Source organism: Kribbibacterium absianum (assembly GCF_030067705.1).
GTDB lineage: Bacteria > Actinomycetota > Coriobacteriia > Coriobacteriales > Atopobiaceae > Kribbibacterium > Kribbibacterium absianum.
The window spans coordinates 316,272-340,889 of record NZ_JASJEX010000001.1 but is presented as its reverse complement, the minus strand read 5'-3'; the positions used below and the strand labels follow the sequence as shown (position 1 = coordinate 340,889).

The window sequence follows — 24,618 nt, the reverse complement described above, 5'->3', positions numbered from 1 at the left end:
ATAGCCTCTGCGATCCGCGCTCTTGCGCCGGGCTGGTAAAGCGGGGTCGGATGGAAACACGGGCGGGACGGGTTCATGTTGGGGACGAGCCGGGCATCCACATTGCAACTCTGAGCCGACGAAGCCAGGAATGTGCAATCTGAACCGCCCAGATGCCAGTTTCGATAGCGGCGGCGCTGAGAAGCGCAATCTGAGCGGATCTGAAATGTGCCATGTGAGACAAACAAAGAGGCCGGAAGCTCATGCTCCCGGCCTCGCATTCTCTGGTGGGCGATACAAGATTCGAACTTGTGACCCCATCCGTGTGAAGGATGTGCGCTACCGCTGCGCTAATCGCCCGTTTAGGTGCCGCCATCGGCGACGAGAAAAGAGATTACCAGAACTCACCGGTGCCGCAACCCCTCGCGACGAAAAAGCTCGATCAGGCGATGCGGGAAGCGTCGGGGGCGCTAACCTGTGCGACGCATAGAACGAGAAGAGAGACCTGTGCAGCGCACAGGCCGCGCGACCCGGGGTATCGGACGTATGTCGCGCAGGACTCGCCGGACTCTTGGAGCTGCGACCTGTGCAGCGCATAGAACGAGAAGAGAGATCTGTGCGGCGCACACCTCGCGCGACCCGGAATTGCAGACCCATGCAGCTCACCCCTCGCCGGCCTCAGCCGACCCCAACCTGCGCTGCGCACAGGGCGCATGGGCCGCAGCGCCAGACCTGTGACGCGCACGGCTCGGCAGGCTCAGCCTGACGCAACCTGTGCCGCGCATGGAGCAAGAAGAAAGGCCTGTGCGGCACATGACTCGCCTGTCTCAGGCAGCTGCGACCTGTGCGGCGCACACCACGAATGCCGGGAGCCGTGCAGCGCACAACTCGCGCGACCCGGGATAACCGACCTGTGCAGCGCACAGCTCGGCTGGCTCAGAATGACGCAACCTGTGCCACGCATGGCTCGGCAGGCTCAACCTGTGCCACGCACGGCTCCCGCGAGCCCCACACAAAAGGGGCCGCGTCTCCGCGACCCCTCACATCCGCCCAGTCCTCGCAGAGCTACTTGTCCAGCGCCGCCGTCAGCACCCTGCGGCCCGCGAACCAGCCGGCAAGGCATGCCGCCAGGGCGATGCACTCGAGCACCACCATCGGGACGTCGTCCGCCAACGCCCGTCCCGCAACGTCGGTCCCGGTGACCAGCGTGAAGATCAGGCAGAAGACCTCCACGAGCGCAAGGATCAGCGCGCCGACGTTGAACGTGCCGGCTTTGCTCGGCGTGTTGGCGCCCTTCACGCCCTTCATGCCCACCCAGAAGCCGAAGAGCCCCTCGAAGGTGTACAGGATCACGAGCAGGAAGCCACCGACGCCCCAGCCGCCGCTGGCCACCGTGACGATGGCGATCACGTCGAACACGAGGACCGCCAACGACCACGCGAGCAGCACGAGGCTCGCGACCTTCATCACTTTCTGATCGTTCGACATGGGACCCCTCCTTCTGGGAGCGGGAGCGCCCGGCTCCCGCCGTCAACCTGCTCAGTGTGGCACGTCACGCGGCGTCGCGCCACGCGTCGGCCCAACTGGCGCGCTCGCGGGTCCGGAAGAACGACGCGGCCATGAGCGCCGTGCTGATCGTTGCGCAGAAGACCTGTTCCACCCCGTCGGGCGCACCTGCCACCAAGACGATGATTCCCAACGTGAGGCACGCCGCGGCCATGATCAGGCCGCCGAAACAGAGCCAGACGCCCCAGCGCATCGCGCGGTCGTTCGTGCGCCCTCGGACGTTCACCACGCCGCAGGCGAGCGCATAGACGCCACCGGCCAAGACAACGAACCCGGTGATGATCCCTGAGCCCATCACGCCGAAGAAGTCCGCACCCTCTGCCCAGAGCCGCGTGACCTTGGAAAGGTACGTGAGCGCCATCACGATCTCCATGGACCCCCACACCACCATGAGCTGGCAGTAACCGGTGATGATGCGCTGGAGACCCGGAGAGACCTGCTCCACCTCGTAGTCCTCGACAAAGGCCTTGCTCGCCTCTGCTATGCGCTGACGGGCCGCGGCGCCCTGCTCGCCGGGCAGACGGCCAAGAAGCGTCGAGCCCGGTCTCGCGAGCTCCCGCACCTGCCAACCCACGGAGACAGCGAGGAACGCCGAGAGGCCGTAGTAGGCGAAGAGCACCGAGTCGGCCTGGGTGAACGCCCAGAGCAGCCCCACAAGATAGAGCGCCGAGATGCCGCTGCCGAGTCGAACAAGCAGCTTCTCGGACGACTCGGAGCGCCACCGCTGGCGGTACGCTCCGATGCCAAACAGGTACCCGGCGGCCACGAGGGCGCCCGTCAGCAGGAAGAGCAGCCCGAGGGCGAGAATCGGCGGCACCTGCAGCCCGAAGAACCCCACGGACGCCGGAGCCTGTCCGGAGCCGTAGGCCTCGGCCAGCGAAAGCGTGGTGAGCACGAGCAGGGAGAGCATCGCGACCGTGCCGATCGAGTGCCAGACCACGTAGGCCATGGCTGTCAAACGCACGGTGCGCTCAGGGTTGGGGGCGTGGACTCGCCTGTGCCGTGCCGACATGGGGCCTCCTGGACAGCTCGGCACCGAAGGGACGGGGCCTCGAGGAACTCGGTCTTCGGGAGGCCAGTCTAAGGGAAAACGAGCGCGGCCGGTCAAGCCTCAGAAAAGGCCACGTGAAGCGCGCCTCCCTTACGGAGCCCGGTCCCGCGAAGACCCTTGGCCGTCAGCCCGTACGACGCGAACAGCGCGCGGAGCGCACGCTCAAGGGTCCGGTCGCAGATTGGGCGCGGCGGCGAGAGATTGATCGCGTCCCGCAGAGCCGAAAAGAGTCAGCTGTGGACCCTAGCAGCGGTGCTGGACCGAGCGCTCCGCGTCACGAAAAAAGCCGCCCGGAGGCGGCTCGTTCACAGCACGCTGAAGTGATCCCTACTTGGAGCGCTGCAGGTTGCCCTTCTTGAGGCAGCGGGTGCACACATTCATCTTGCGGGCGTGGCCGTTCTGCACGATGGTCACACGCTGAATGTTGGGACGGAACTTGCGGTGGGTCACGCGGTGCGAGTGGCTGATCGAGTGGCCGGCCACCGGGTGCTTGCCGCAAATCTCACAAACCTTGGACATCGTCTTCCTCCATAACGCGGGCGTAACGCGGCGCGCGTCGCGCACGCATCCTTGCAACAGCTTTCCAAATATAGCACAGCGCCCTGGGGAGCAGAGGAATCCGGGGTCACATGCGCTGGTAATCCTACGACGGCAGGTGCCCGCTTCGCAAGATGTGGTGCCGCTCGCGCGCGGCATTCCACAAAGCGTTGATCAGACGAGCGCCTCTTGGACCTGGTCGAGGGTCACCGACGGCCAGCCGCCGGTGATGACGAGGTCGGCAACGCTCGCCAGGGCGTCGGCCTGCTCGGGGGTCCACGCGACGCCGACCACGGGGAAGCCGGCCGCCTTGGCCGTGGCGGCCGCCCTCGGCGAGTCCTCGAACACGACCGTCTCGGCCGGCGACGCGCCGAGCCTCTCGGCGGTGGCAAAGAAGATCGCCGGCTCGTCCTTGCCGGTGAAGCCCTCCCCCGCGCTCACGATGACATCGAAGTAGCCCGTGAGGCCGTTGGCATCGAGGCCGGCGCGCAGAGGGGCCGGCTCCGTGCAACTGGCGACCGCGAGGCGGATGCCGGCGTCGCGGCATTGCTCTACGAACGCGGCGGCGCCGGGGAACGCGTGGATGTCCGTCTCGTAGTGGCGCTGGGCGGACGCGATCATGTCCTCGCACAGCTCGTCGACGGTGACCTGGGGGCCGTGCTCCTCGACGAACTCGCTCATGCCCACCACCATGGGCGTCGTCTCGTGACGGGCGCAGAAGTCCGTCATGTCCTCGTCGGTGTAGCGGGCGAGCACCTCCGGCACCAGGCGGCGCCACATCCACATGGAGTCGAGCAGGGTGTCGTCGCAGTCGAAGATGGCGGCCGGAAAGAACATGGGGCCCTCCTTGTGGTTGCGGGCGGTCCGGGGTCTTCGGGGTTCTCCACAGAACGTACCAAAGCCCGGGGTAGGATACCCCGCGCTTGGCCGACGGGGCTTCTTTTGTCCGGGACAAGCGTCCCCGACGAAGAGAGGAGCCACCCATGGCACGTTACGACTACCGCTGCCCCGCCTGCGGCAAGGTCTTCGAGGTCGAGCACCCGATGAGCGAGCGGCCGGAGATCTGCTGCCCTGCGGACGGCACGGTGTGCGAGCGGGTGATCAGCGGCAGCGCGATCACGTTCGTAGGGTCCGGGTTCTACAACACGGACATGCGCGACAGCGGCGAGACCAAGACCACGAGCAGCGAATCGTCGTCCAGCTGCGGCGGCTGCTCCGGCGGCGATTGCGGCACCTGCGGGCACTGAGGCCAGCGCCCGTGCGGGTCAGCCGACGCTAGAGCAGCTGGTAACCTGCGGCCGCGAGCGCGTCGTGGATCTGCGCGATGTGGTCGGCGTCGCGCGTCTCCAGGTCGATGCGGAGCACGCAGTCCGTGATCGAGCTGCCCTCGCTCGCCTTCTCATAGCGCACGCCGGTGACGTTGGCGCCGAGCCTCGCGATGAGGCCGGAGACGTCGCGCAGCTGACCCGGCTTGTCGGTGAGCTGGATCGCCAGGGTGTCCAGGCGCCCGCTCTTGAGCAAGCCGCGCTCGATCACCTTGGAGAGGATCGTCACGTCGATGTTGCCGCCGGACACGAGGCACACGACCTTCTTGCCGCGCACCGGGATCTTGTCGAACAGCACCGCAGCCACAGGCACCGCGCCCGCCCCCTCGGCGATGAGCTTGTGCCTCTCGATGAGCGTGAGGATCGCGGTGGCGACCTCGTCGTCGCTCACCGTGACGACGTCGTCCACATAGTCGCGCACCAGCTGGTACGTGAGGTCGCCCGGCTCTTTGACCTGGATCCCGTCGGCGATGGTCTTGGCCTCGTCGAGGCACACGGGGCCCTCTGCGGCGAGCGACCGCGCCATCGAGGGCGCGCCCTCCGCCTGCACCCCGTACACCTTGACGTCCGGGTTCAGGGACTTCAGCGCGAAGGCCACGCCGCTGGCCAGGCCGCCGCCACCGATGGGCACGACGACCGCGTCCACGTCGGGCAGCTGGTCGAGCACCTCGAGGCCGATGGTCCCCTGGCCGGCGATGACCTGCTCGTCGTTGAAGGGGTGGATGAACGTGCGCCCCTCCTCCTCGACGATCTGGCAGGCGCGCGCGTAGGCATCGTCGTACACGCCGGGCACCAGCTCCACCGTGGCGCCGTAGCCCTTGGTGGCCTCGACCTTCGAGATGGGCGCGCCGTCGGGCAGACAGATCACCGCGTCGATGCCATTGCGGGAGGCTGCGAGGGCCACGCCCTGCGCGTGGTTGCCGGCCGAGCAGGCCACGACGCCACGGGCGCGCTCCTCGTCGGTGAGCTGGCTCATCTTGTAGGAGGCGCCCCGCAACTTGAACGAACCCGTGTTCTGCAGGTTCTCGGTCTTGAGGAAGACCTCGTTGGTGGCCGAGAGGGTCGGCGCGGGAATGAGGTCGGTCTTGCGGGCGATGTCCTTGAGCACGAACGCGGCGTGGTAGACCTTGTCGAGCGTGAGCATGGTTCGTGCTCCCTCCCTGCGATATCAAACCTACAACGTGCAAACGGGGACTGTCCCTGCTTGCACATCAATCATGCAACGTGCATTTGTCCCTAAATGCACATCGACGTAGAGGCGGTCGACGAGTTGGCGCGCGGCACGGGCGCTCCGTCCGCCGGCTCGCGTCGCGAAGCGCTCCGCCTCGAGGGCCAGCTGACCCTCCGGCAGCTCCAGGCCGCGCTCGCCGGCGAGCCCCTTCACGATGGCGAGGTAGTCGTCGCGCCCCGGCCGGTCGTAGCGCACCCTCAGGCCGAAGCGCTCGGAGAGCGACAGGGTCTCCTGCATCGTGTCCTGACGATGGATCTCATCCCCCTCGCGCGACGAGAACGTCTCGCGCACCAGATGGCGCCGATTGCTCGTCGCGTAGATGGCCGTGTTGGCGGCTCGCGCGGACACGCCGCCCTCGAGGACCGCCTTGAGCGCCGAGAAGTCCTCGTCGGAGTCCTGGAACGACAGGTCGTCGATGAACACGACGAACCGCAACGGGTTGTGCGCCAGCTCGTCCAGGAGCCGCGGCAGCAGGTGCAGCTGCGTGCGCGTCAGCTCGACGAGCCGCAGGCCCTCCGGCGCCAGCAGGTTGGCGGTCGCCTTGACGGTGGCCGACTTCCCCGTGCCGGCGTCGCCGTACAGCAGCACGTTCGCAGCGGGCAGCCCGGCGAGGAGCATCCGGGTGTTCTCCACCACGGCGGCGCGCTGGCGCTCGTAGCCATAGAGGTTCGCCACGGACACCGCGTCCGGGTGCGAGACCGGCGCGAGCCGCGGGTCCTCCTCCGGCCCGGCCAGTCGGAACGCCCGGTGCCGGGCGTAGATCCCGAACCCGTGACGCTCCATGGACGCCAGATGCTCGCGGTACTCGAGCAGCCAGCTCTGGCCGCTCGCCCCGCACTCCCAGCCGGGCGGCGTTGACAAGCCGAGGTCCTCAGGGCTCAGGGCGCCCATCGCCTCGAGGACGCCCATCTCCCAGTCCGCGGCCTCGCTCATCAGCGGCGGCACCGCCTCGCCCTCGGCAGTCAACCGCACGAGCGGCGTCTCCTCCGAGAAGACGAGGCCGCGGAGGTACTGGTCCCACCGGTCGGTGCCGGTGGCATAGAGCGACGCCGCGAAGGCGCCGGCCGCGTCTGGGCACGGGTCCGTCAACAGCTCGATGAAGCGCGCGAAGACCGGGTCGGCCGCCAGCCCGCGGAACACCGCGAACCGGTTCCAGCAACGCTTGAGGTCCCGTGCCAGCCCTCCCCCGTTCATCGGTTGACGATCGCCCCCTTGTCCGCGCCGGACACCTGTGCCGCATAGCGCTTGAGCACGCCCGACACGTCGTCCTTGTGCTTGATGGGCATCGTCTCCGCGCGGCGCGCCACCTCGTCCTCGTCCACGAGCAGCTCGATGCGGTGCCCGGGTATGTCGATCGCGATGCGGTCGCCGTCCTGCACATAGGCGATGAGCCCCCCGCTCACGGCCTCGGGCGACACGTGCCCGATGGCGGCGCCGCGCGTCGCGCCCGAGAAACGCCCGTCGGTCACCAAGGCCACGGACCCACCAAGGCCCATGCCCTGGATCGCGCTCGTCGGCGAGAGCATCTCGCGCATGCCGGGGCCGCCGGCCGGGCCCTCGTAGCGGATCACCACGACGTCGCCCTCGCGCACGGCACCGCCGAAGATCCCCTCGATGGCCTCCTCCTCGGAGTCGAACACCTTGGCCGGCCCCTCGTGCACGAGCATCTCCGGCGCCACGGCCGCGCGCTTCACGACGCAGCCGTTCGGTGCCAGGTTGCCCCAGAGCACCGCGATGCCGCCCGTCTCGGAGTACGGGTCGTCCACGGGACGGATGACGGTCTCGTCGAGGTTGTCGTGGCCGACAAGGTTCTCGCCGAGCGTCCGCCCGGTGACCGTCATCACGTCGGTGTGGAGCAGGCCATCGTCGGCGAGCTCCTTGAGCACGGCGTGGACGCCCCCCGCCTCGTTGAGGTCCTCCATGTAGGTGGGCCCGGAGGGCGCAAGGTGGCAGAGGTTCGGCGTGCGGGAGGAGATCTCGTTGACCTTCTCGAGGTCGATGTCGACGCCGCACTCGTGCGCGATGGCGGGCAGGTGGAGCATCGAGTTGGTGGAGCAGCCGAGCGCCATGTCGCAGGCGAGGGCGTTCTCAAAGGCGTCAGCGGTCATGATGTCGAGCGGCTTGATGTCCCGGCGCACGAGCTCCATCACCTGCATGCCGGCGCGCTTGGCCAGCTCGATGCGCGCGGAGTGCACCGCAGGGATCGTGCCGTTGCCGGCGAGCGCCATGCCGAGGGCCTCCGAGAGGCAGTTGTGGGAGTTGGCCGTGTACATGCCCGAGCAGGAACCGCAGCTGGGACAGGTCTTCTCCTCGTACTCGGCCAGCTTGGCCTCGTCGATCGCCCCGGCCTCGAAGGCGCCCACGGCCTCGAACATCGAGGAGAGCGACGTCTTGTGGCCGTCGATGCGACCGGCGAGCATGGGCCCGCCGGACACGAAGATCGTCGGCACGTTGACGCGGGCGGCGGCCATGAGGAGGCCGGGCACGTTCTTGTCGCAGTTGGGGACCATCACGAGGGCGTCGAACGCATGGGCGAGCGCCATGGCCTCCGTGGAGTCGGCGATGAGGTCGCGCGTCACGAGCGAGTAGCGCATGCCGTTATGGCCCATCGCGATGCCGTCGCACACCGCGATGGCCGGGAAGACGATGGGCGTGCCCCCGGCCATCGCGACGCCCAGCTTGACGGCCTCGACGACCTTGTCCAGGTTCATGTGCCCGGGCACGATGTCGTTCTGGGACGAGACGATGCCCACGATCGGGCGGTCGATCTCCTCCTGCGTGAGGCCGAGGGCATGGAGCAGGGAGCGCGCGGGCGCCTGCTTGACGCCGCGCTTCATGACGTCGCTTCTCATGGGTGCCTTTCTCATCGCCGGTGCCGGGGCGCCCCACCCCCTCGGGGCTGCGCCGGAGCGCAGAAGGGGCAGGACGGCTCGGCATGCGGGACCGGTGCTAGTTGTTGATGAGCTTGTCCTCGTCGGACCAGCTGTAGAGGGCGCGGACCTCCTCGCCCACCTTCTCGCTCGGGTGCTCCGAGGCGAGCTTGCGCATAGCGCGGAAGTGCACCTGCTGGCCGGCGTCGCTCATCTCGGTCAGGAAGTCCTTGGCGAACGAGCCGTCCTGGATGTTCCTGAGGATCTGGCGCATCGCGTCCTTGGTCTCGTCGGTGACGACCTTGGGGCCGGAGATGTAGTCGCCGTACTCGGCCGTGTTGGAGATCGAGTAGCGCATGCCGGCGAAGCCGCTCTGGTAGATGAGGTCCACGATGAGCTTCATCTCGTGGATGCACTCGAAGTAGGCGTTGACCGGGTCGTAGCCCGCCTCGACGAGCGTCTCGAAGCCGGCCTGCATGAGGGCCACGACGCCGCCGCACAGCACGGCCTGCTCGCCGAAGAGGTCCGTCTCGGTCTCGGTGCGGAACGTGGTCTCGAGCACGCCGGCGCGGGCGCCGCCGATGCCGGCCGCATAGGCGAGGCCGGTGTCCCAGGCGTCGCCGGTGGCGTCCTGCTCAACGGCGATGAGGCACGGCACGCCCTTGCCGGCCTCGAACTCCGAGCGCACGGTGTGGCCCGGGCCCTTGGGGGCGATCATGATCACGTTGACGTCCTTGGGCGGCACGATGCACCCGAAATGGATGTTGAAGCCGTGGGCGAACGCGAGCGTCATGCCCTCGCGGAGGTTCGGGGCGACCTCGGACTCGTAGACGGCCGTCTGGCGCTCGTCCGGGATCAGCATCATCACGACGTCCGCCGCCTTGACGGCGTCGGCGACGGGCAGCACCTCGAGCCCCTGCGCCCGGGCCTTGTCGGCGGACTTGGAGCCCTCGTAGAGGCCCACGACGACGTCGACGCCGGAGTCCTTGAGGTTGAGCGCGTGGGCGTGGCCCTGGGAGCCGTAGCCGATGATGGCGACCTTCTTGCCGTCGAGGCGCGACAGGTCGCAGTCCTGGCTGTAGTAAACCTTGGAATCCATGGTTCTCCTTACGTTCGTCGAGACGGGCGGCCGGTGTCGACCGGGCAGCACGCGGCCGACAAGGGTTACAAAACTACAGGACTATCGACGGGATCTCCCCGGCGGCGGCGACCTTTTCCTCGGTCTCCTGCGGCGCGACGGTCGCGACGTCCGGGTTCAGGTACCGGCAGCCGCGGTCGAGCGCGACGATGCCGGTGCGGCAGATCTCAAGAACGCCGTAGGGGCGCACGATGGTGAGAAAGGCGTCGATCTTGGACGACTCGCCGGTGATCTCCACGCAGAGGGTGTTGGGAGAGAAGTCCACGATGCGGCAGCGGAAGATGTCCACCGCGCTCATGATCTCCGGACGTGTCTCCTGGTTGTTCCTCAGCTTGATGAGGGCCAGCTCGCGCTTGATGGACTTGTCGCGCTTCATGAGCTTGACCTCTTTGACGTTGTAGAGCTTGCGCAGCTGCTTCAGGATGCGCCGGCGCTCGGCCTCGGAGCCCTCCCCGCTCACGGTGATGCGCGACAGCTCGGGATGCTCGGTGGGCGACACCGTGAGCGAGTGGATGTTGAACCCGCGGCGCGTGAACATGCCCGCGACGCGGGACAGCACACCGGACAGGTTGTCGACGAGGATGGCGATGTCGTAGGTCTCGACGGTCTGGGTGCTCACAGCCCCTCCTTGTCCACGATCAGCTGCTCGAAGGTGCCGCCCGGCGGGAGCATGGGCAGCACGAACTCGTCCTTGTCGATGGCGACGTCCACCACCACCGGCGAGAGGCTCGAGAAGGCCTCCGCCATGACAGGCGCCAGCTCGTCCAGGGTGCGGACGGCCAAGCCGCGCACGCCGAAGGCCTCGGCCAGCTTGGGGAAGTCCGTGGCGCGCCGGAGCGTGGTGGACGAGTAGCGCTCGTCGTAGAAGATGTGCTGCCACTGGCGCACCATGCCGAGCACGCCGTTGTTCATGACCACGACGACGATGGGCAGGTTCCAGGTGGCCACGGTGGCGAGCTCGTTGAGGTCCATGCCAAAGGAGCCGTCGCCGGTGAACAGAACCGTGCGCTGGCCGGTGCCACAGGCGGCGCCGATGGCCGCGCCGAGGCCGTAGCCCATCGTGCCAAGGCCGCCGGACGAGATGAACGTGCGGTGTTGCTCGAACGGGTAGTACTGGGCGACCCACATCTGGTGCTGGCCCACGTCCGTGACGATGGGCGTGGCGGCGTCCGTGTGCTTGGCGACCTCGGCGATGACCTTGTCGGGGGTCAGGACGCCGGCCGGATAGTTGGCCTGGACCTGCGCGTCGTAGGCGGCCTGGAGCTCGTGGATGCGGTCCCACCAGGCGGGGTGCTCTGCCGGCGCCACACGCTCGAGCAGGCCGTCCACGGCCTCCGTCAGCGTGCCGCCGATGCCGAGGTCCACCTCGATGTTCTTGTCCACCTCGGCGCGGTCGATGTCCACATGGATGATCCGCGCGTCCGTGCAGTAGGCGTCGGTGTCGCCGGTGGCACGGTCCGAGAAGCGCGCACCGAGCGTGAGGAGCAGGTCACAGGCGTCGAGGGCCTTGGTGGCGGTGTAGGTGCCGTGCATGCCCTCCATGCCGAGGAAGCGCGGGTGGCCCGTCGGAACCTCCGACATGCCCATCAGCGAGGAGCCGACGGCGGCGTCCATGCGCTCGGCCAGCTCGAGGATCTTCGGACCCGCACCGGCGGCCACGGCGCCTCCGCCGATGTAGATGTAGGGGCGCTCGGCCTCGGCTATGAGCGCGGCGGCCTTGTCGAGCTTACGCTGTTTGCACCGAGGGCTCTCGAAAGGCTCCACCACGGGACCGGGCTCAAAGGGCAGCACCGTCTGCTGGATGTTCTTGGGGATGTCCACGAGCACAGGGCCGGGGCGCCCGGACTTCGCGATGCGGAAGGCCTCCCGGATGGTGTCGGCCAGCTTGCTCGGGTCCGTCACGAGGAAGTTGTGCTTGGTGATGGGCTCCGTGATGCCGGTGATGTCTACCTCTTGGAAGGAGTCCTTGCCGATGAGGCTCGTGGACACGTTGCCGGTGATGAAGACCACCGGGATCGAGTCCAGCTGCGCGGTGGCGACACCGGTCACCAGGTTGGTGGAGCCGGGCCCCGACGTGGCGATGGCCACGCCCACCTCGCCGGTCGCGCGGGCATAGCCGTCGGCCGCGTAGGCGGCGCCCTGTTCGTCGGCGGTGAGCACGTGGACCAGGCGGTCATCGGCCTCGGCTTGGTACACGGCGTCGTAGATGTCGAGCACCGTGCCGCCGGGATACCCGAAGACGACCTTTGTGCCCTGCTCGATGATCGTCTCGATGACGATCTGGGATCCCTTGAGGTCCATCGGAAGCGCCTCCATCACACGGGTTCGAGGGTGCGGACAGGTCGCTCCTTTATAACAAAGCTCGAGGTCCCATTCACCGACGATTCAGAGACGATGAGCGAGACGAAACCTAGGGAGCCGCCACTCGCGGCGCGCTGCCCGGGCATAGTAATGAATTTGCGTAAAAGGACGCCGCTATGCGCGTTGACAAAGGTCAGCGGGCAAGAGGCGCCGACCGCTCGTGGCAGATGACGAGGGCGCACCCTGCGTGGCAGGTCACGGTCACCTCGTCTGTCGCGACGCGGTTCGAGACGCCGAGGTCCTGGAGCGCGTCCAGGTGCGCATGGTCGAGGTTCCAGTGGGCGCCGCGCTCGCTCACCACGGTGTCGTCGGCGAGAGGAATGACCGAGAAGGACGTGCCCGCGCCAGGCACCGCCACGCTCGCACGACCCTCAGGGCTTATGAGCTGCGCCTTTGTCGTTCGGTCGATAAGGTCGATCGCCAGGCCCGCATGGGTGCGGCACACGCCGAGAACCCCGAGCAGATGGTCGAGCCTCCCACCCAAGGCGCCCAGGAGAGCGACCCGCGCGGACGCGCCGCACAGCGCCCTCACCCGGTCGAGCGCGACGGAGAGGTCCGTGTCGTCCTTCTCGGGGTCGAGGCGCACCGCCGGCGCGTCCGCGACCCACACGGCGCCCCGCTCCCCCACCGTGTCGCCGTCGCCCACGAACAGGTCCGGGAGCACGCCGGCGGTCGCACACGCGTCGGCGCCGCGGTCCACGGCCACGACCGACCCGCAGCGAGGCGCCATCTCGGCCACGAGCGCCGGGTCGCACTCCGGCGAGCCGGCGACCACGAGCGCGTCGTACCGCCCGCTCATGGCTCGCGCACCAATCGAACGCAGTAGTGGCCGTCGCATCCGGCCGCCTGGGGCAGCGTGCGGAACGCCCCTTGTTCGGTCTGATGGTCGGTCACCCAGGCCACCGCGTCGCCCTGCACGGCAGGCGCCTCAACGGCGGGCGCCACTGAGAAGCCCGAGCCCTCGTCCGACGCCAGGAAGGTAGCGACGACGTCCTCGTTCTCGGCCTTGAGGATCGAACAGGTGGCGTACACGAGCACGCCGCCCGGCGCCACGCAGGACGCGGCCGCCTCGAGCAACGCCAGCTGCAGGGCGGGCAGCCCATCGGGGTTGCTGAGCGCCACGTCCTCGGGCTTCAGCGACCACACGGTCTCCGGGTGCCTGCGCATGGTCCCCGTGCCCGAGCAGGGCGCGTCCACGAGCACCGTCGTGAACCGGCCGAGGCCGCCGAGCTCCCGACCGTCCCGCACGAGCACCTCCACCTGCGCCGCGGCCTTGTCGAGGCGCTCACGCGCGACGCGCGCCTTGGACTCCGAGACCTCGACCGCCACGTGCCGGGCCGACCAGCCAAGCCTGGCGAGGTCGCGCTGCACGAGCAGCGTCTTCGTCCCCCGCCCGGACCCCACCTCTAACAGCGCCCCGCCGTTCTCGGGCACCGCCATGAGCGCCACGGTCTGAGCCGCCAGGTCGCTGACCACGACGTCGCCGTCGCCCACGAGGCCGCTCGCCGCGAGCGCGCCCGGACGTTCGACGAGGAACGCACCGGGCACCGCCACCGGCACCGGCTCGCACCCGGCCTCAGCCAGGCGTTCCTTGTCGCCCGCGACCCACAGCGGCGCCGGCTCGAGCTCGCCGAGCGCGACCGTGGCCAAAGCGGCGGGCCCGCGCTCCTCGGCGACTCGAGCCGCGAGCCATTGCGGCATTGCTCCCACAGAGGAAGCCATCGCCGCGAGGGAGCGACCCTCCACGGGCTCCTCGCCCGTGCCCGCGACGCGGTTCAGCGCGAGCCGCGTGCGCTTCAGGGAGTAACGGTCCTCGGCGACCTTGCGGAGCACCGCGTTGGAAAGGTTCACGGCGCGGGGCGAGACGGACCGCACCAACTCGACGCCCTGTGAGACGGCGGCGCGTTCCGGGGTCTCCAGATAGAGCAGCTCGAAGGCCGCGATGCGCATCGCGTCACGCACGCGGGGCTCAAGGGAGCCGGGTTTGCGCACGTGTCGGTCGAGCAGTCGGTCGAGGGTTCCCCGCGCCGCCGTGACGCCCAGCACCAGCCGCGCCGCGAACGCACGGTCGCGCGGCTCGAGTGCGCCCACAGCCGGTGACGCGCGCAGGACCTCACGGGCGTAGGCGTCCCGCTGGCGCACCTGTCCCAGCACCTTGAGGGCCGCCCGTCTCGCCGGCGTCGCTTTGGCCATCGCGCTCCCTCACAGCTTCTGCCAGGGCAGCACGGTGCCCTGGACGCCAGCGGCCCATTCCCTCGCGGTCATGGCGCGCTTGCCGTCGGGCTTGACCTCGAGCAGCTCGAGCGTGCCGTCCGAGCAGCCGAGCGTGACCCGGCCGTGGTCCACGGAGACGGTGCCTGGCGCGGCACAGCCCTCAGCTGCCTGGGCGGCCAGCACGCGCATGCCCTTGCCGGCCACGGAGAGCCGCGCGGGTGCAGCATCCGACGAGGCGAGCACGCGCCGGAGGTTCGCCAGGAACGTGTCCTCCGGGTCCAGGCGCATCTCGGCCTTGGAGATCTTGTCGGCGTAAGTCACGCGGGACTCGTCCTGCTCGGCCCACGCAACGGTGCCGTCGGCGATGTCGCGCACTGCCTGCACCAGGAGCTCGGCCCCTATGCACGACAGCTCGCCCAGAAGCTGGGACGCCGTCTTGCCCTCTGCGGGCACCGAGCCCACGAGACAGTAGCGGCCAGCGTCCAGCTCCGGCACCACCTCCATGATCGAGACGCCCACCTCGGCGTCCCCTGCCAGCACGGCGCGCGGCACCGGCGCTGCCCCGCGCCAGCGAGGAAGCAGCGACGCGTGCACGTTCACGCAGCCGAGCGGCGCGAGGTCGAGCACCGCGTCCGGCAGGATGCATCCAAAGGCGGCGACGCAGAGGATGTCCGGCTGCAGGGCGCGCAGCCGGTCGACGACCTCCGGCGTCATGCGCTTGGTCTCGATCACCAGGAGGCCGAGGGCCTCGGCGCGCCTCTTCACCGGCGACGGCTCGAGCTTCTTGCCGCGGCCGCGCACGGCGTCCGGCCGCGTGACCACCGCGACCACCTCGTACGCCTCGTCGAGCGCTTGCAGCGACGGCACGGCGAAGTCCGGCGTGCCCATGAACACGACGCGCATGCGCGCCTCCTCTCACCGATGCCTCAAACGACGCCACGCACCACTCGGGACGCCACGCAGTGCCCCCGACGGCGCAGGTGCCCCTAGTCCGTCTCGCCCGGCTGGACTCCCGCAGCGATGGCCTGCCGCACCTGCTGCGTCGCCCGCATCTTGGCGATGGGGCCGAGGTGGTCGAGCATGACCACGCCGTTGAGGTGGTCGATCTCGTGCTGCAGACACCGCGCCAGGAGCGAGCCGTCCGCCTCGTAGCGCATGAGGTCGCCCTCAAGGTTGCGGGCATGGACCACGACGCGCTTCGGGCGCTCCACGTCCACGGACACGCCCGGGAACGAGAGGCACCCTTCCGACCCCACCTCGGTCTCGTCGCCCAGCTCCACGATCTCCGGGTCGATGAGCACGTACGGGTTCTTCCGCGTGCCGCCGCCGTACTCGCAGTCGACCACGATCATGCGGATGGGCACGCCCACCTGCGGCGCAGCGAGGCCGCAGCCCTCGGCCGCGTACATGTCCTCGGTCATGCGCTCGGCCAGCTCGCGCACCTCGTCGGTGACCTCGCCCACCGGCTCGCACACCTGCTTGAGAACGGGGTCGCCCATCAGGACGATGTCGTCGAGCTTGTCCTTCTTGCTCGCCATGGATGGCCACTCTCCTCGTTCTTTGGTCGGTTCGTCTTCCGGGGGATTATCTTCCCATTTTCACCCTCGAGGGCGTCCCGCGCGGAACGGCCCAGCCGACAGCAAAGGGGCGCCCCACCGGGGGCGCCCCACCTCAGCGTTGTCGCTCAAGCCCCCTACTTGTCGCCGAGCAGGTCCTCGACGTCGAGGGCGATCATGAGCTCCTCGTTCGTGGGCACCACGAGCACGTCGATCTTGGAGTCCGGCGTGGAGATGCGGCGCACGTCGCCGGAGCGGACCTTGTTGAGCTCCGGGTCGATCTTGACGCCCATCCACGCGAGCTTCTCGCACACCCCGGCACGGATGACGTCGGAGTTCTCGCCGATGCCGGCCGAGAAGGCCATCGTGTCCCAGCCCTCCATGGACTGCGCCATCTCGAGGATCAGCTGCGCGCAGCGGTAGCAGAACATGTCCATGGCCATCTGGCAGTTCTTGTCGCCGGCCTCGGCGGCCTCCTCGATGTCGCGGGAGTCGCTCGAGACGCCGGAGAGCGCGAGCAGGCCGGACTGCTTGTTCATCATCGTGTCGACCTCGTCCACGGTGTAACCACCCACGCGCTGGAGGTAGAAGACCGTCGCCGGGTCCACGGTGCCAGTGCGGGTGCCCATGATGAGGCCGTCGAGCGGGGTGAGGCCCATCGTGGTGTCCATGGACTTGCCCCCGTCGATAGCGCAGAGGGACGCGCCGGAGCCGAGGTGGCAGGACACGAGCTTGTGGCACGCGCCGTTGGTGAACTCCGAGGCAGCCTTCCAGATGTAGCGGTGGCTCGTCCCATGGGCGCCGTACTTGCGGATGTGGAGGCCGTCGGCCACGTCGCGCGGCAGCGCGTAGCGCCAGGCGTGCTCCGGCATGTTGTAGTGGAACGCGGTGTCCGGGACGATCACGTTGCCCAGGTCCGGGTAGAGGTCGCGGCAGATCTCGATGACGTCGGCCTCGGCGTAGTTGTGCAGCGGGGCGAGCGGAGCCACCTCGCGGACCTCGGCGAGCGTCTCGTCGGTGACGACGGCGCTCTCCGGGAAATACCAGCCGCCCTGCACCACGCGGTGACCGATGCCATCGACCGGCACGTCGACCTTCTCGAGGATCTCGAAGATGTGCTTGATGGCGGTGCGGTGGTCCGGGAGCTCGACGACGAGCTTCTCCTTCTCGCCGTCGCCCTCCTGGTGGCCGATGAACGAGTCGTCGATGCCGATGCGCTCTGCGTTGCCCTTGGCGTAGACCTGGCCGGCCTCGGTGTTGAGCAGCTGGTACTTGAGCGACGAGCTGCCGGCGTTGATGACGAGCACGTTCATGGATGGTCCTCCTCGAAGATGTTGACGCTGGGCGGGTCGCTGAGCCCCAGCCTTTCAATCGTAAGCCAACCGGAACAAATCCGTGCCGGCTCCAGCCAAGAATCGGGCGTTGTCCACCAGCACGTCGTAGCCGATCCCGGCGCCGGTCAGAACGCAGGGATGGCACGGGAGCAACACCGGGCCGCCCGTCCGGCCTTTGATCACGCCGCAGGTGACGGAGCCCACCGCGTCCTCGTAGCGTTGGGTGAGCTCGCGGCACACGGCATAGGTCCCCTTCTTGGAGTCCGGGTGCTCCAAGTTCCGGGAGGACCCGGCCAGCCCGGCCACCACGCAGGCGCCGCTGATGGCCCCGCAGGTGCCGAGCATGCCGCCCATGCCGAGCCCGAGACCCTCCGTCGCAGCGAAGAGCTGCTCCTCGGGGATGTCGAGGCCGAGCGCCTCGGCCAGGGCACAGGCCACGGCCTGCGCGCAGTTGTACCCGGACAGGTGCAGCTCGCCGGCGCGCTCGACGACCTCGTCGCGCGTCAGTATCTCCGCCATGGCTACCGCCCCTCGGGAAGCAGGCCGGCACCGAGGGGCTCGCCCCCGAGCACGTGCCAGTGCAGGTGGTGCACCGTCTGGCCCGCGTCGTCGCCCGTGTTGGCGATCACGCGGAAGCCGGAGCCCTCGATGCCGTCGGCCTCGGCCACGCGCTTCACGGCGTTGGCCATCGCGGCCAGTGTGTCGGCCGGCACGTCGTCGATCAGGTTCGCGTAGTGCTCCTTCGGCACCACGAGCACGTGGGTCTTCGCCACGGGCTCCAGGTCGCGGAACGCGATGACCTGGTCGTCCTCGTACACCACCGTCGATGGGATCTCGTGGTTCGCGATCCCGCAGAAAACGCAGCCTTCCATCGCATCACGCCTTTCTCTCAGGGCGCCTCCGGCGCCCGCTCCCCTCCCGATGGACGCTCAGGACTCCTCCGCCGAGGCGTCCATGAGCACGCGCACCTGTTGCTCGGCGTCGGCAAGACGCGAGCGCAGCGCGGTGAGCAGCTCGACGCCGCGCTGGTACTGCGCGAGGGCCTGCTCCAGCTCCAGGTCGCCGCCCTCGAGGGAGCGCACGATCTGCTCCAGCTCCACCGACGCCTCGCGGAAGCTCATCTCCGCAACGGGCCTCTCTGTCATCTTCGACCTCCCTCGGCGGCTCCCCGCCGTTCGTCTACTCCGTCCTCGCCGGCGCCGTCCCCGTCACCTGCGCGAGCACCCGGCCGTCCTTGAGCCGGACCGACACATGCTCTCCCGCCTGCGCCGCGGCCACGCTGTCGATGACGTGCCCTTCCTCGGACTCCAGAATGCCATAGCCGCGGCCGAGCACTTTGAGGGGCGACAGCGCGTCGAGCGCCGCCGCCTGTCTGCCGAGCTGTGCCTCGAACCGCTGCACCGCCGCAGGGCCCGCCGTGACGAGCCGCGCGCCCTGCGCCTGGACCGTCTGAGCCGGTCCCGAGCAGATGCGGGCGCCTCCGTTGGCCAGGCGAACGCCGAGCGGCCCGAGCGTCTCTCGCCTCCGCCGCAGGTACGCGCCCATGGCCCCATCGAGCCGTTCAGCCGAGAGCTCGAGCGTCTCCAGGCGCCTCGTCACGAAGCTCGTCGGGTCCTTGAGCACCGTGGACGCCCCGAGCACCTCCACGGTCTGGCGCGTTGCGGCCAGTCGCGCGCCCATCGCGGCGCTGAGTCGCTGGGACTGGTTCTCCGTTCCGGTGCCCAGCTGCTCCGTCCGGTAGAGGAGGCTCCCCACCAAGCGTTGGGCACGCTGTCGCGTGACCGACAGGAGTTCCTCGAACGTGGGCGCCACCCCCTCGGCGGCCGCAGTCGGGGTCGACGCGCGCCGCGACGCGACCATGTCGGCGATGGAGGTGTCCGGCTCGTGGCCGATGCCCGTGACCACCGGGACGCGGGTCGTGATGTCAGCGACCGCGCGGGCCACCGCCTCGTCGTTGAAGGGCATGAGGTCCTCGAGGGAGCCGCCGCCGCGCACGAGCAGGATCGCGTCGGGGGCGGTCCGCTCAGCGGCGCGGAGGGCCTTGACGATGACCGGCGGCGCGTCTGTGCCCTGCACCGGGGCGCCGATCACGTCGATGGCCACGAGCGGGTTGCGGCGCGCGAGGGTGCGGCGCACGTCCTCGATCACGGAGCCCGAGAGCGACGTCACGACGCACACCCGCTGGCAGAACGCCGGGACCGGCCGCTTGAGCTGCGGGTTCATGAGGCCTTCGGCTTGGAGCCGACGGGCCAGCTCGTCGATCTTCTGCCGCAGCAGCCCTTCGCCGGCGAGCCGCACCGCCGTCGCCTTGAAGCTCATCTTGCCGCTCTTGTAGACATCGAAGGCGCCCGTGACGAGCAGCTGCAGACCGTCGCGCAGCTCGAAGCGGAGCTTCTCCGCCGTCCACCGCCACACGATCACGTCGAGCGACGAGTCCTCGTCCTTGAGCGAGAAGTAGCAGTGGCCGCTCCGGGCGTTCGGGCCGCGAAAGCCGGACACCTCGCCGAGCACCGTCACGGCGCCGATGCCGGAGAGCGCGCGATTGGCGCACCCCACGGCCTCGGTGACGGACAGCGCGCGCTCCTCGTCCGACACGCCGTGCGCGTCCCAGACCTCCTCGACCACCTCGCCCATTCGGCTCCCCTTAGTCGCGGTTGTTCTGACCGAGCAGGTAGAGCAGCTGCAGGCACGAGACGAGCGCCGCGGCGACGTACGTGAGCGCCGCGGCCGTCAGGACCTTGCGAGCCCCCTGGAGGGTGATCTTGTCGTAACCGGCGGCCTTGAGGTACGCGATGGCGCGGCGCGAGGCGTCGAACTCCACGGGCAGCGTGACCAGCTGGAACAGCACGGAGAACGCGAAGAGGACGATGGCCAGCTCCACCAGGCCGCCCAGGCTCATGAAGACACCGATCATGAAGACGACCATCCAGGCGTTGCTCGCGAAGTTCACCACCGGCACGAGGGCGGTGCGGATCTTGCCCGGGACGTAGCCCTTGGCCGTCTGCACCGCGTGGCCGGCCTCGTGGCATGCCACGGCAGCGGACGCGACGCTGCCGCCCTGGAGGTTGTTGTCGGAGAGGTGCAGGGAGTTGTCGCGGGGGTCGTAATGGTCGTCGAGGCCGCTCGTGTGCGTGGGCAGGATGCCGACGCCGTCCACGTCGTCGTAGGCGAGCATCGCGCGCGCCACCTCGGCGCCGGTCTTGCCGTCGGGGAGCCGCACGGAGGACCAGCGGCGGTAGGTGCTCTTGATGTAGGCCTGGGTGCCGAGACCGAGGGCCAGCGAGACCACGACGAGCAGCAGATAGCTCGCGTTGAAACCCATCGGGTAGTAGTACATGGGCATGAGGCGCAACGCCTTTCTTCCATGGCCGGCGCGGAGCGCCACAGGGTCGTCCGCCGCCGGGCCGCTTGAGAGGCCAGTGTAAACTAAGGTACAGGTGTTCGACAAGAGGGGTCGCCGGCTGCACCAACCCGCCATGGGGCGCAGCGCTGCGGCTGGCCCTGCGCCACGCCCCCGCATCGTTGCCAAGCAAGACGGCACTGGAGCCGTCGGGCCTCAGATCACTTCGAGACGCCCGTTCCGCACCGTGAGCCCTGCCTCCCCGCGCAAGAGCCGCTCCAGTTCCTCCCCCACCAGGGTCCGACGCCAGCCCTCGGACAGCCGCGAGCCCGCAGGGTCGTGGATGAAGTCCACAAGGTCGTCCCGCTTGGCCACCAGCTGGGGGGCCACCTTCGCGCGGTCCGCCAGCAGGCGCACCATCGCGTACATGAGGTCCACGACGCTCTCCTGGTCCTGCACCGACGCGCCGTCCACGGGCGCTTTGGACGCGCGGGCGAGCGTGGGCAGCGCCGTCGGCGGGCAGGCGCGGCCGCGTTTGATGGCGAGCAGCGCGCCCTCCACGTCCGTCTCGGAAAGCGCCTGCGTCCCCCGGACCTTGCGCAGCCGATCCGGCGTCTTCGGGGCGCGGCGGCAGAGCTCGATGAGGACCTCGTCGCTGATGACCCACTTGCGGGGAATGTCCTTGCGCATCGCGGCCTTCTCGCGCCACGCGGCCAGCTCGCGGCAGACGGCCAGCTGGGGACGGCTCAGCGTCCCGGCACGCTTCACGTGCTCGTAGGCATCCACGGGATCCACGGCATGGGCAGCATGGGCCACGAGGTCGGCCATCTCAGGGAGCACCCACGTGAGCCGGTCCAGGCGCACGAGCTCGTCCATCATCTGGCGGTAGATGCCCGGCAGGTAGCGCACGTCCTCCTCGGCGTACACGAGCTGGCTCGCGTCGAGCGGGCGACGCGACCAGTCCGTCAGCGTGTCGGCCTTGTCCAGATGCACGCCCGTGTACGCCGCGACGAGCGCGCCATAGCCCATCTGCATGCGATGGCCGAGGAAGGCCGCGGCGAGCTGCGTGTCGAACACCGGCCTCAGCACCTGGCCGAACCGATGGAGCAGCACCTCGACGTCCTGGGTGCACGCATGGAGCACCTTGGTGGCCACGTCGTTGAACAGCAGGCGCTCGAGCGGCTCCAGATCGCGGATGGAGAGCACGTCGACCGCGGCCTGCTCGTCCTCGGTGCCCACCTGGACGAGACAGAGCTTGGGATAGAAGGTGCGCTCCCGCAAGAACTCGGTGTCAACGGCCAGCACCGGCGACGTGGACGCGCGCTCGCAAAAGGCGATCAGGCCCTCGTAGGTGTCGACGAGCAACGAGGCTCCCTCCTCGCAGCGGCCGCTCCTCTCGGGGGCGGCGTTATCATGGGTGCTTCCGGACGCGTGCCCGGAGCTTGTCCACTATAGCCGGCCCCACCTGCGCGAGGCCGGCCACACGGCGATTGGGAGGCCCATGCGCGCCCTGGTGCTCCACAACGAGAAGGCGGGGTTCGGCTCGGACGCCGTCTTCATGTTCATACGGGCCCTTGCCCACCCCGGCGACGAGGTGCAGCTGCGCGTGCTCCCGGACCCGTGGGACCCGGACGAGGCCGTCGCCGACGTGGACGACTGGGACCTCGTGGTGGTCTCTGGCGGCGACGGGACCGTGGGGTCGCTGCTCTGGGCGCTCCGTGGGTCCGAGACGCCCGTCTGCGTCTTTCCCTCCGGCACTGCCAACCTCTTTGTCTCGGACCTCGGGAACGCGCCCGAGCCGGCCGCCATTGCCCGCGCCTGCCGCGTGGGCGCCACGATGTGGAGCGACATCGGGCAGGTCAGCTGGCAGGACCCGGACGGGCAGACCCACGTGGACGGCTTCACGCTCATGAGCGGGACCGGCTTCGACGCCACCCTGATGCGCGCCGCGGTCCCCAACAAGAAGGCGATGGGCCAGGCCGCGTACCTGGTAGCGGCCTTCGACAACCCCAACCCGCCGGTGGTGACGTTCGACCTGGACATGGACGGCGAGCACGTGCGGCGCGACGCGATCGCGTGCATCATCGCGAACACCGCCATGATCCAGGGCGAGATCGAGATCGTGCCGGACTGTCGCGTCGACGACGGCCTGCTCGACGTGATCCTGCTCGAGGCGCCGGACGCCGTCGGCCTCCTGCGCACGCTCGCGGCCGGCATCGTGGACCGCCACGGCGAGAATCTGGGGCGCCCGCAGGTCGAGCGTTTCCAGTGCCGCGAGGTGAGGGTCCGGGCCTCGCAGCCGGTGCCGATGCAGATCGACGGCGACGCCCTTCCCTACGAGGTGACGCACTTCGAGGCCGCGGTGCTGCCTTCCGCGAACCGCCTGATCGTGGACCCGTTGTCGCCCTACTTCCGCGACACGCAAGAGGGCCCCAAGTACCCGGGCACCGAGGTCACCGCGTTCCCGCCCAGCGAGTGACCGCTCGCCATCGCGGCGGCTGCGGTCGCGCCATCGTTGAACGTGCGCGCACCGACCCCGGCGGTTACGCGCAGACGGCCACGCGGTTCCCGGCCGGCGCGTAGAGGTCCTTCGGCACGAGGTGCGCCTGCCACAGGCTCGACAGCGCGTGGAAGACCGTGCGCTCCTGCGGGTCCTGGAGGCCGTTCTCGGCCAGCTGCACCAGACGCTGCACGAGCGTGGACACCGGGATCCCGTAGACGCTCGCGCCCCAGCCGTCGCTCCGGAGCACCGCATAGGCACGGCCGACCTCCTCGTCGGTGCGACCGCGCACGAGCAGGTCGTAGGCCCGGTGGAAGGCGTCCTCGTCAAAGAAGATGCCCTTGAGGAAGGCGGCCAAGGCCGCAGCGAGCCACGGGGGCATCGAGTCGGCGTCGCGAATCTGCATCTGGCCGCTCAGGCGCACCGTGGGGAACACGCCCGTCATCAGCCGCAGGAGCTCGCCCTCCGAGAGGTCGCGAAGGGCCATCACGTCACGCCCCGTGGCGCTTCCGGTGGAGAAGGGCTCGCCGTCGTCCGGCGTGAACATCACGGCCGGCACGCTCGCGACCCAGTCCACGTAGGTCTCGGCCGAGAAGCCTGGCTTGAAGGTGCCCGGCACCACAGCGCAGCGCTGCGGGTCCACGTGCTCCCACACGCGCGAGCGCGCCATGCGGGGCGTGTCGTCCGCCGAAAGGCCGCGCCAGGAGCTCACGTTGTCGCACAGGAAGGAGACGAGCGGCCCGAGCGCGACGGCCAGACGGAACTGGTCGGCAAGGGGCTCGTCCTCGTCGTAGCCCAATGACACGTGCGTGGAGGCCGAGAGCCGCATCATGTCCTGCGCGTACCGGCCCGTGCGCGAGAGGTACTCGTCCCACAGCTGGAACCGCCCCTCCGGCACGAGGCGCACGTCGCGCGGGCTCGTGGGCACCGGGTCGAGGCCAAGGGCCACCATCTGCCACTCGACGCCGATTGCGTCGCAGGTGCGGCGGAACCGCTCGTCAAAGGTCTCGACGGCGAAGAGGAGGTCGAGCACGCTCTCCGAAGGGCCTGCGCTGACCTCGAGCTGCCCGCCAGGACCGAGCGTGGAGCTTAGGCGCACCGTCGCGCCCTCGCGGCAGGCCAGCTCGCAGCGAGCACCCACGAGGCGCCCGTCCACCATAGTGAGCCCATCGTCGGGGAAGAGCTCGAGCCACCGCCGAAACAGGGACTCGAGCCCGAGCGAGCCCTCGTAGGGCACCACGTCGCCAGAGACCGGATCCACCACCACGCGCCCGAGCGTGAGGCAGAGGCCGCGCGGCTCGGTCGCGCCAACGCCGCTCACGAGCGACACGGCGCGCTCCCGATTGCGCTCCAAGCGCATCTCTTCCTCGAGGGTGTAGCGAAGGTCCATAGGCCAACTCTCCTGCAGGTCCCAAGGGCCGATGACGAGGGGTGGCCACTCGGGACAAATGACGTGGATGCCGCTTGCACCTAGTTATACTCTTAACGAGCATTTCGGTGAAGTGCTGGATTTGCGCCGCAGACGGCAGCACCGTGCGCCTCGGCTGCCGCTCACGGCAGTCCGCGCCGCCAATTGCGGGACTGTCCCGGACGCTTGGGCAACAAAGGCAACCTTT

Annotated in this window: 24 protein-coding genes and 1 tRNA gene; 2 read left to right on the top strand and 23 right to left on the bottom strand. The window is 69.1% G+C overall.

Annotation, left to right across the window (positions count from 1 at the left end; all coding sequences use genetic code 11):
* Positions 1–264: 264 nt before the first annotated feature.
* The 5 genes from QJ043_RS01520 to QJ043_RS01500 all read right to left on the bottom strand — a co-directional run bounded on the left by QJ043_RS01520 (position 265) and on the right by QJ043_RS01500 (position 3,970).
* Positions 265–339, bottom strand: a tRNA-Val gene (locus tag QJ043_RS01520).
* A gap of 705 nt (positions 340–1,044) precedes the next feature.
* Entirely contained in the window at positions 1,045–1,467 is a 423-nt protein-coding gene (locus QJ043_RS01515) for a hypothetical protein (RefSeq protein WP_283712407.1), read from the bottom strand.
* Between the two features lie 64 nt (positions 1,468–1,531).
* Positions 1,532–2,494, bottom strand: a complete 963-nt coding sequence (locus QJ043_RS01510; RefSeq protein ID WP_283722704.1) for a hypothetical protein — start codon at positions 2,492–2,494, stop codon at positions 1,532–1,534.
* A 429-nt stretch (positions 2,495–2,923) separates the two neighbouring features.
* A complete protein-coding gene (gene rpmB / locus QJ043_RS01505) occupies positions 2,924–3,115 on the bottom strand; it encodes a 50S ribosomal protein L28 (RefSeq protein ID WP_283712405.1) in 192 nt (63 codons plus the stop codon).
* A gap of 192 nt (positions 3,116–3,307) precedes the next feature.
* Positions 3,308–3,970 (bottom strand): HAD family hydrolase, encoded by a 663-nt coding sequence (locus QJ043_RS01500; protein WP_283712404.1) that lies wholly within the window; start codon positions 3,968–3,970, stop codon positions 3,308–3,310.
* Positions 3,971–4,116: 146 nt separating this feature from the next.
* Between QJ043_RS01500 and QJ043_RS01495 the strand changes: the two genes are divergently transcribed.
* Complete coding sequence (locus tag QJ043_RS01495) at positions 4,117–4,380, top strand: FmdB family zinc ribbon protein (protein ID WP_283712403.1); 264 nt, start codon at positions 4,117–4,119, stop codon at positions 4,378–4,380.
* A 28-nt stretch (positions 4,381–4,408) separates the two neighbouring features.
* Here the strand turns inward: QJ043_RS01495 and ilvA are convergent, their stop codons facing one another.
* The 17 genes from ilvA to rnd form a co-directional block, all read right to left on the bottom strand.
* On the bottom strand, positions 4,409–5,602 hold the full coding sequence (ilvA, locus tag QJ043_RS01490) for a threonine ammonia-lyase (protein ID WP_283722703.1): 1,194 nt from the start codon (positions 5,600–5,602) through the stop codon (positions 4,409–4,411).
* 30 nt (positions 5,603–5,632) lie between these two features.
* Positions 5,633–6,883: an ATP-binding protein gene (locus QJ043_RS01485; RefSeq protein WP_283712401.1), complete on the bottom strand. Its 1,251-nt coding sequence runs from the start codon at positions 6,881–6,883 to the stop codon at positions 5,633–5,635.
* Positions 6,880–8,541: a dihydroxy-acid dehydratase gene (gene ilvD, locus QJ043_RS01480; protein WP_283712400.1), complete on the bottom strand. Its 1,662-nt coding sequence runs from the start codon at positions 8,539–8,541 to the stop codon at positions 6,880–6,882. Before ilvD ends, QJ043_RS01485 begins: the two co-directional genes overlap by 4 nt.
* A 97-nt stretch (positions 8,542–8,638) precedes the next feature.
* Positions 8,639–9,658, bottom strand: a complete 1,020-nt coding sequence (gene ilvC / locus QJ043_RS01475) for a ketol-acid reductoisomerase (protein ID WP_283712399.1) — start codon at positions 9,656–9,658, stop codon at positions 8,639–8,641.
* A gap of 73 nt (positions 9,659–9,731) precedes the next feature.
* Positions 9,732–10,316, bottom strand: a complete 585-nt coding sequence (gene ilvN, locus QJ043_RS01470) for an acetolactate synthase small subunit (protein WP_283712398.1) — start codon at positions 10,314–10,316, stop codon at positions 9,732–9,734.
* Entirely contained in the window at positions 10,313–11,998 is a 1,686-nt protein-coding gene (ilvB, locus tag QJ043_RS01465; RefSeq protein WP_283712397.1) for a biosynthetic-type acetolactate synthase large subunit, read from the bottom strand. The genes ilvN and ilvB overlap by 4 nt, the downstream gene beginning before the upstream one ends.
* A gap of 193 nt (positions 11,999–12,191) precedes the next feature.
* Entirely contained in the window at positions 12,192–12,857 is a 666-nt protein-coding gene (locus QJ043_RS01460) for a thiamine diphosphokinase (protein WP_283712396.1), read from the bottom strand.
* Positions 12,854–14,251 carry an RsmB/NOP family class I SAM-dependent RNA methyltransferase gene (locus QJ043_RS01455; RefSeq protein ID WP_283712395.1) on the bottom strand — a complete coding sequence of 466 codons (1,398 nt, stop codon included), beginning with the start codon at positions 14,249–14,251 and terminating at the stop codon, positions 12,854–12,856. Before QJ043_RS01455 ends, QJ043_RS01460 begins: the two co-directional genes overlap by 4 nt.
* Before the next feature lie 9 nt (positions 14,252–14,260).
* A complete protein-coding gene (fmt, locus tag QJ043_RS01450; RefSeq protein ID WP_283712394.1) occupies positions 14,261–15,175 on the bottom strand; it encodes a methionyl-tRNA formyltransferase in 915 nt (304 codons plus the stop codon).
* 83 nt (positions 15,176–15,258) lie between these two features.
* Positions 15,259–15,810: a peptide deformylase gene (gene def, locus QJ043_RS01445; protein WP_283712393.1), complete on the bottom strand. Its 552-nt coding sequence runs from the start codon at positions 15,808–15,810 to the stop codon at positions 15,259–15,261.
* Between the two features lie 155 nt (positions 15,811–15,965).
* Positions 15,966–17,141: an acetate/propionate family kinase gene (locus tag QJ043_RS01440; RefSeq protein ID WP_283712392.1), complete on the bottom strand. Its 1,176-nt coding sequence runs from the start codon at positions 17,139–17,141 to the stop codon at positions 15,966–15,968.
* Positions 17,142–17,195: 54 nt separating this feature from the next.
* Complete coding sequence (locus QJ043_RS01435) at positions 17,196–17,681, bottom strand: C-GCAxxG-C-C family protein (RefSeq protein ID WP_283712391.1); 486 nt, start codon at positions 17,679–17,681, stop codon at positions 17,196–17,198.
* Positions 17,682–17,683: 2 nt separating this feature from the next.
* On the bottom strand, positions 17,684–18,034 hold the full coding sequence (locus QJ043_RS01430) for an HIT family protein (protein ID WP_283712390.1): 351 nt from the start codon (positions 18,032–18,034) through the stop codon (positions 17,684–17,686).
* 57 nt (positions 18,035–18,091) lie between these two features.
* Positions 18,092–18,307: an exodeoxyribonuclease VII small subunit gene (gene xseB, locus QJ043_RS01425; protein WP_283712389.1), complete on the bottom strand. Its 216-nt coding sequence runs from the start codon at positions 18,305–18,307 to the stop codon at positions 18,092–18,094.
* Positions 18,308–18,341: 34 nt separating this feature from the next.
* On the bottom strand, positions 18,342–19,796 hold the full coding sequence (gene xseA / locus QJ043_RS01420; RefSeq protein ID WP_283712388.1) for an exodeoxyribonuclease VII large subunit: 1,455 nt from the start codon (positions 19,794–19,796) through the stop codon (positions 18,342–18,344).
* A gap of 10 nt (positions 19,797–19,806) precedes the next feature.
* Positions 19,807–20,505, bottom strand: a complete 699-nt coding sequence (locus QJ043_RS01415; RefSeq protein ID WP_283712387.1) for a zinc metallopeptidase — start codon at positions 20,503–20,505, stop codon at positions 19,807–19,809.
* A gap of 213 nt (positions 20,506–20,718) precedes the next feature.
* Positions 20,719–21,867, bottom strand: a complete 1,149-nt coding sequence (gene rnd, locus QJ043_RS01410) for a ribonuclease D (protein WP_283712386.1) — start codon at positions 21,865–21,867, stop codon at positions 20,719–20,721.
* On the opposite strand from rnd, the gene QJ043_RS01405 reads away from it, so the two are divergent.
* On the top strand, positions 21,854–22,981 hold the full coding sequence (locus QJ043_RS01405; RefSeq protein WP_283712385.1) for a diacylglycerol/lipid kinase family protein: 1,128 nt from the start codon (positions 21,854–21,856) through the stop codon (positions 22,979–22,981). The genes rnd and QJ043_RS01405 overlap by 14 nt on opposite strands.
* 64 nt (positions 22,982–23,045) lie before the next feature.
* Here QJ043_RS01405 and QJ043_RS01400 read toward each other — a convergent pair whose 3' ends face one another.
* A complete protein-coding gene (locus QJ043_RS01400; RefSeq protein WP_283712384.1) occupies positions 23,046–24,392 on the bottom strand; it encodes a glutamate-cysteine ligase family protein in 1,347 nt (448 codons plus the stop codon).
* Between the last annotated feature and the right edge of the window lie 226 nt (positions 24,393–24,618).

Excerpts from the sequence above, each read along its gene's own strand:
- ilvC (WP_283712399.1), bottom strand. The coding sequence starts at position 9,658 with ATGGATTCCAAGGTTTACTACAGCCAGGACTGCGACCTGTCGCGCCTC.
- QJ043_RS01400 (WP_283712384.1), bottom strand. The coding sequence starts at position 24,392 with ATGGACCTTCGCTACACCCTCGAGGAAGAGATGCGCTTGGAGCGCAAT.
- QJ043_RS01500 (WP_283712404.1), bottom strand. The coding sequence starts at position 3,970 with ATGTTCTTTCCGGCCGCCATCTTCGACTGCGACGACACCCTGCTCGAC.
- QJ043_RS01440 (WP_283712392.1), bottom strand. The coding sequence starts at position 17,141 with ATGAACGTGCTCGTCATCAACGCCGGCAGCTCGTCGCTCAAGTACCAG.
- QJ043_RS01460 (WP_283712396.1), bottom strand. The coding sequence starts at position 12,857 with ATGAGCGGGCGGTACGACGCGCTCGTGGTCGCCGGCTCGCCGGAGTGC.
- QJ043_RS01515 (WP_283712407.1), bottom strand. The coding sequence starts at position 1,467 with ATGTCGAACGATCAGAAAGTGATGAAGGTCGCGAGCCTCGTGCTGCTC.
- QJ043_RS01415 (WP_283712387.1), bottom strand. The coding sequence starts at position 20,505 with ATGCCCATGTACTACTACCCGATGGGTTTCAACGCGAGCTATCTGCTG.
- fmt (WP_283712394.1), bottom strand. The coding sequence starts at position 15,175 with ATGCGCGTCGTGTTCATGGGCACGCCGGACTTCGCCGTGCCGTCGCTG.
- QJ043_RS01455 (WP_283712395.1), bottom strand. The coding sequence starts at position 14,251 with ATGGCCAAAGCGACGCCGGCGAGACGGGCGGCCCTCAAGGTGCTGGGA.
- xseA (WP_283712388.1), bottom strand. The coding sequence starts at position 19,796 with ATGGGCGAGGTGGTCGAGGAGGTCTGGGACGCGCACGGCGTGTCGGAC.
- xseB (WP_283712389.1), bottom strand. The coding sequence starts at position 18,307 with ATGACAGAGAGGCCCGTTGCGGAGATGAGCTTCCGCGAGGCGTCGGTG.
- QJ043_RS01435 (WP_283712391.1), bottom strand. The coding sequence starts at position 17,681 with ATGGCGGAGATACTGACGCGCGACGAGGTCGTCGAGCGCGCCGGCGAG.
- ilvD (WP_283712400.1), bottom strand. The coding sequence starts at position 8,541 with ATGAGAAGCGACGTCATGAAGCGCGGCGTCAAGCAGGCGCCCGCGCGC.
- ilvA (WP_283722703.1), bottom strand. The coding sequence starts at position 5,602 with ATGCTCACGCTCGACAAGGTCTACCACGCCGCGTTCGTGCTCAAGGAC.
- ilvB (WP_283712397.1), bottom strand. The coding sequence starts at position 11,998 with ATGGACCTCAAGGGATCCCAGATCGTCATCGAGACGATCATCGAGCAG.
- rpmB (WP_283712405.1), bottom strand. The coding sequence starts at position 3,115 with ATGTCCAAGGTTTGTGAGATTTGCGGCAAGCACCCGGTGGCCGGCCAC.
- def (WP_283712393.1), bottom strand. The coding sequence starts at position 15,810 with ATGGCGAGCAAGAAGGACAAGCTCGACGACATCGTCCTGATGGGCGAC.
- QJ043_RS01485 (WP_283712401.1), bottom strand. The coding sequence starts at position 6,883 with ATGAACGGGGGAGGGCTGGCACGGGACCTCAAGCGTTGCTGGAACCGG.
- QJ043_RS01495 (WP_283712403.1), top strand. The coding sequence starts at position 4,117 with ATGGCACGTTACGACTACCGCTGCCCCGCCTGCGGCAAGGTCTTCGAG.
- QJ043_RS01510 (WP_283722704.1), bottom strand. The coding sequence starts at position 2,494 with ATGGCCTACGTGGTCTGGCACTCGATCGGCACGGTCGCGATGCTCTCC.
- QJ043_RS01430 (WP_283712390.1), bottom strand. The coding sequence starts at position 18,034 with ATGGAAGGCTGCGTTTTCTGCGGGATCGCGAACCACGAGATCCCATCG.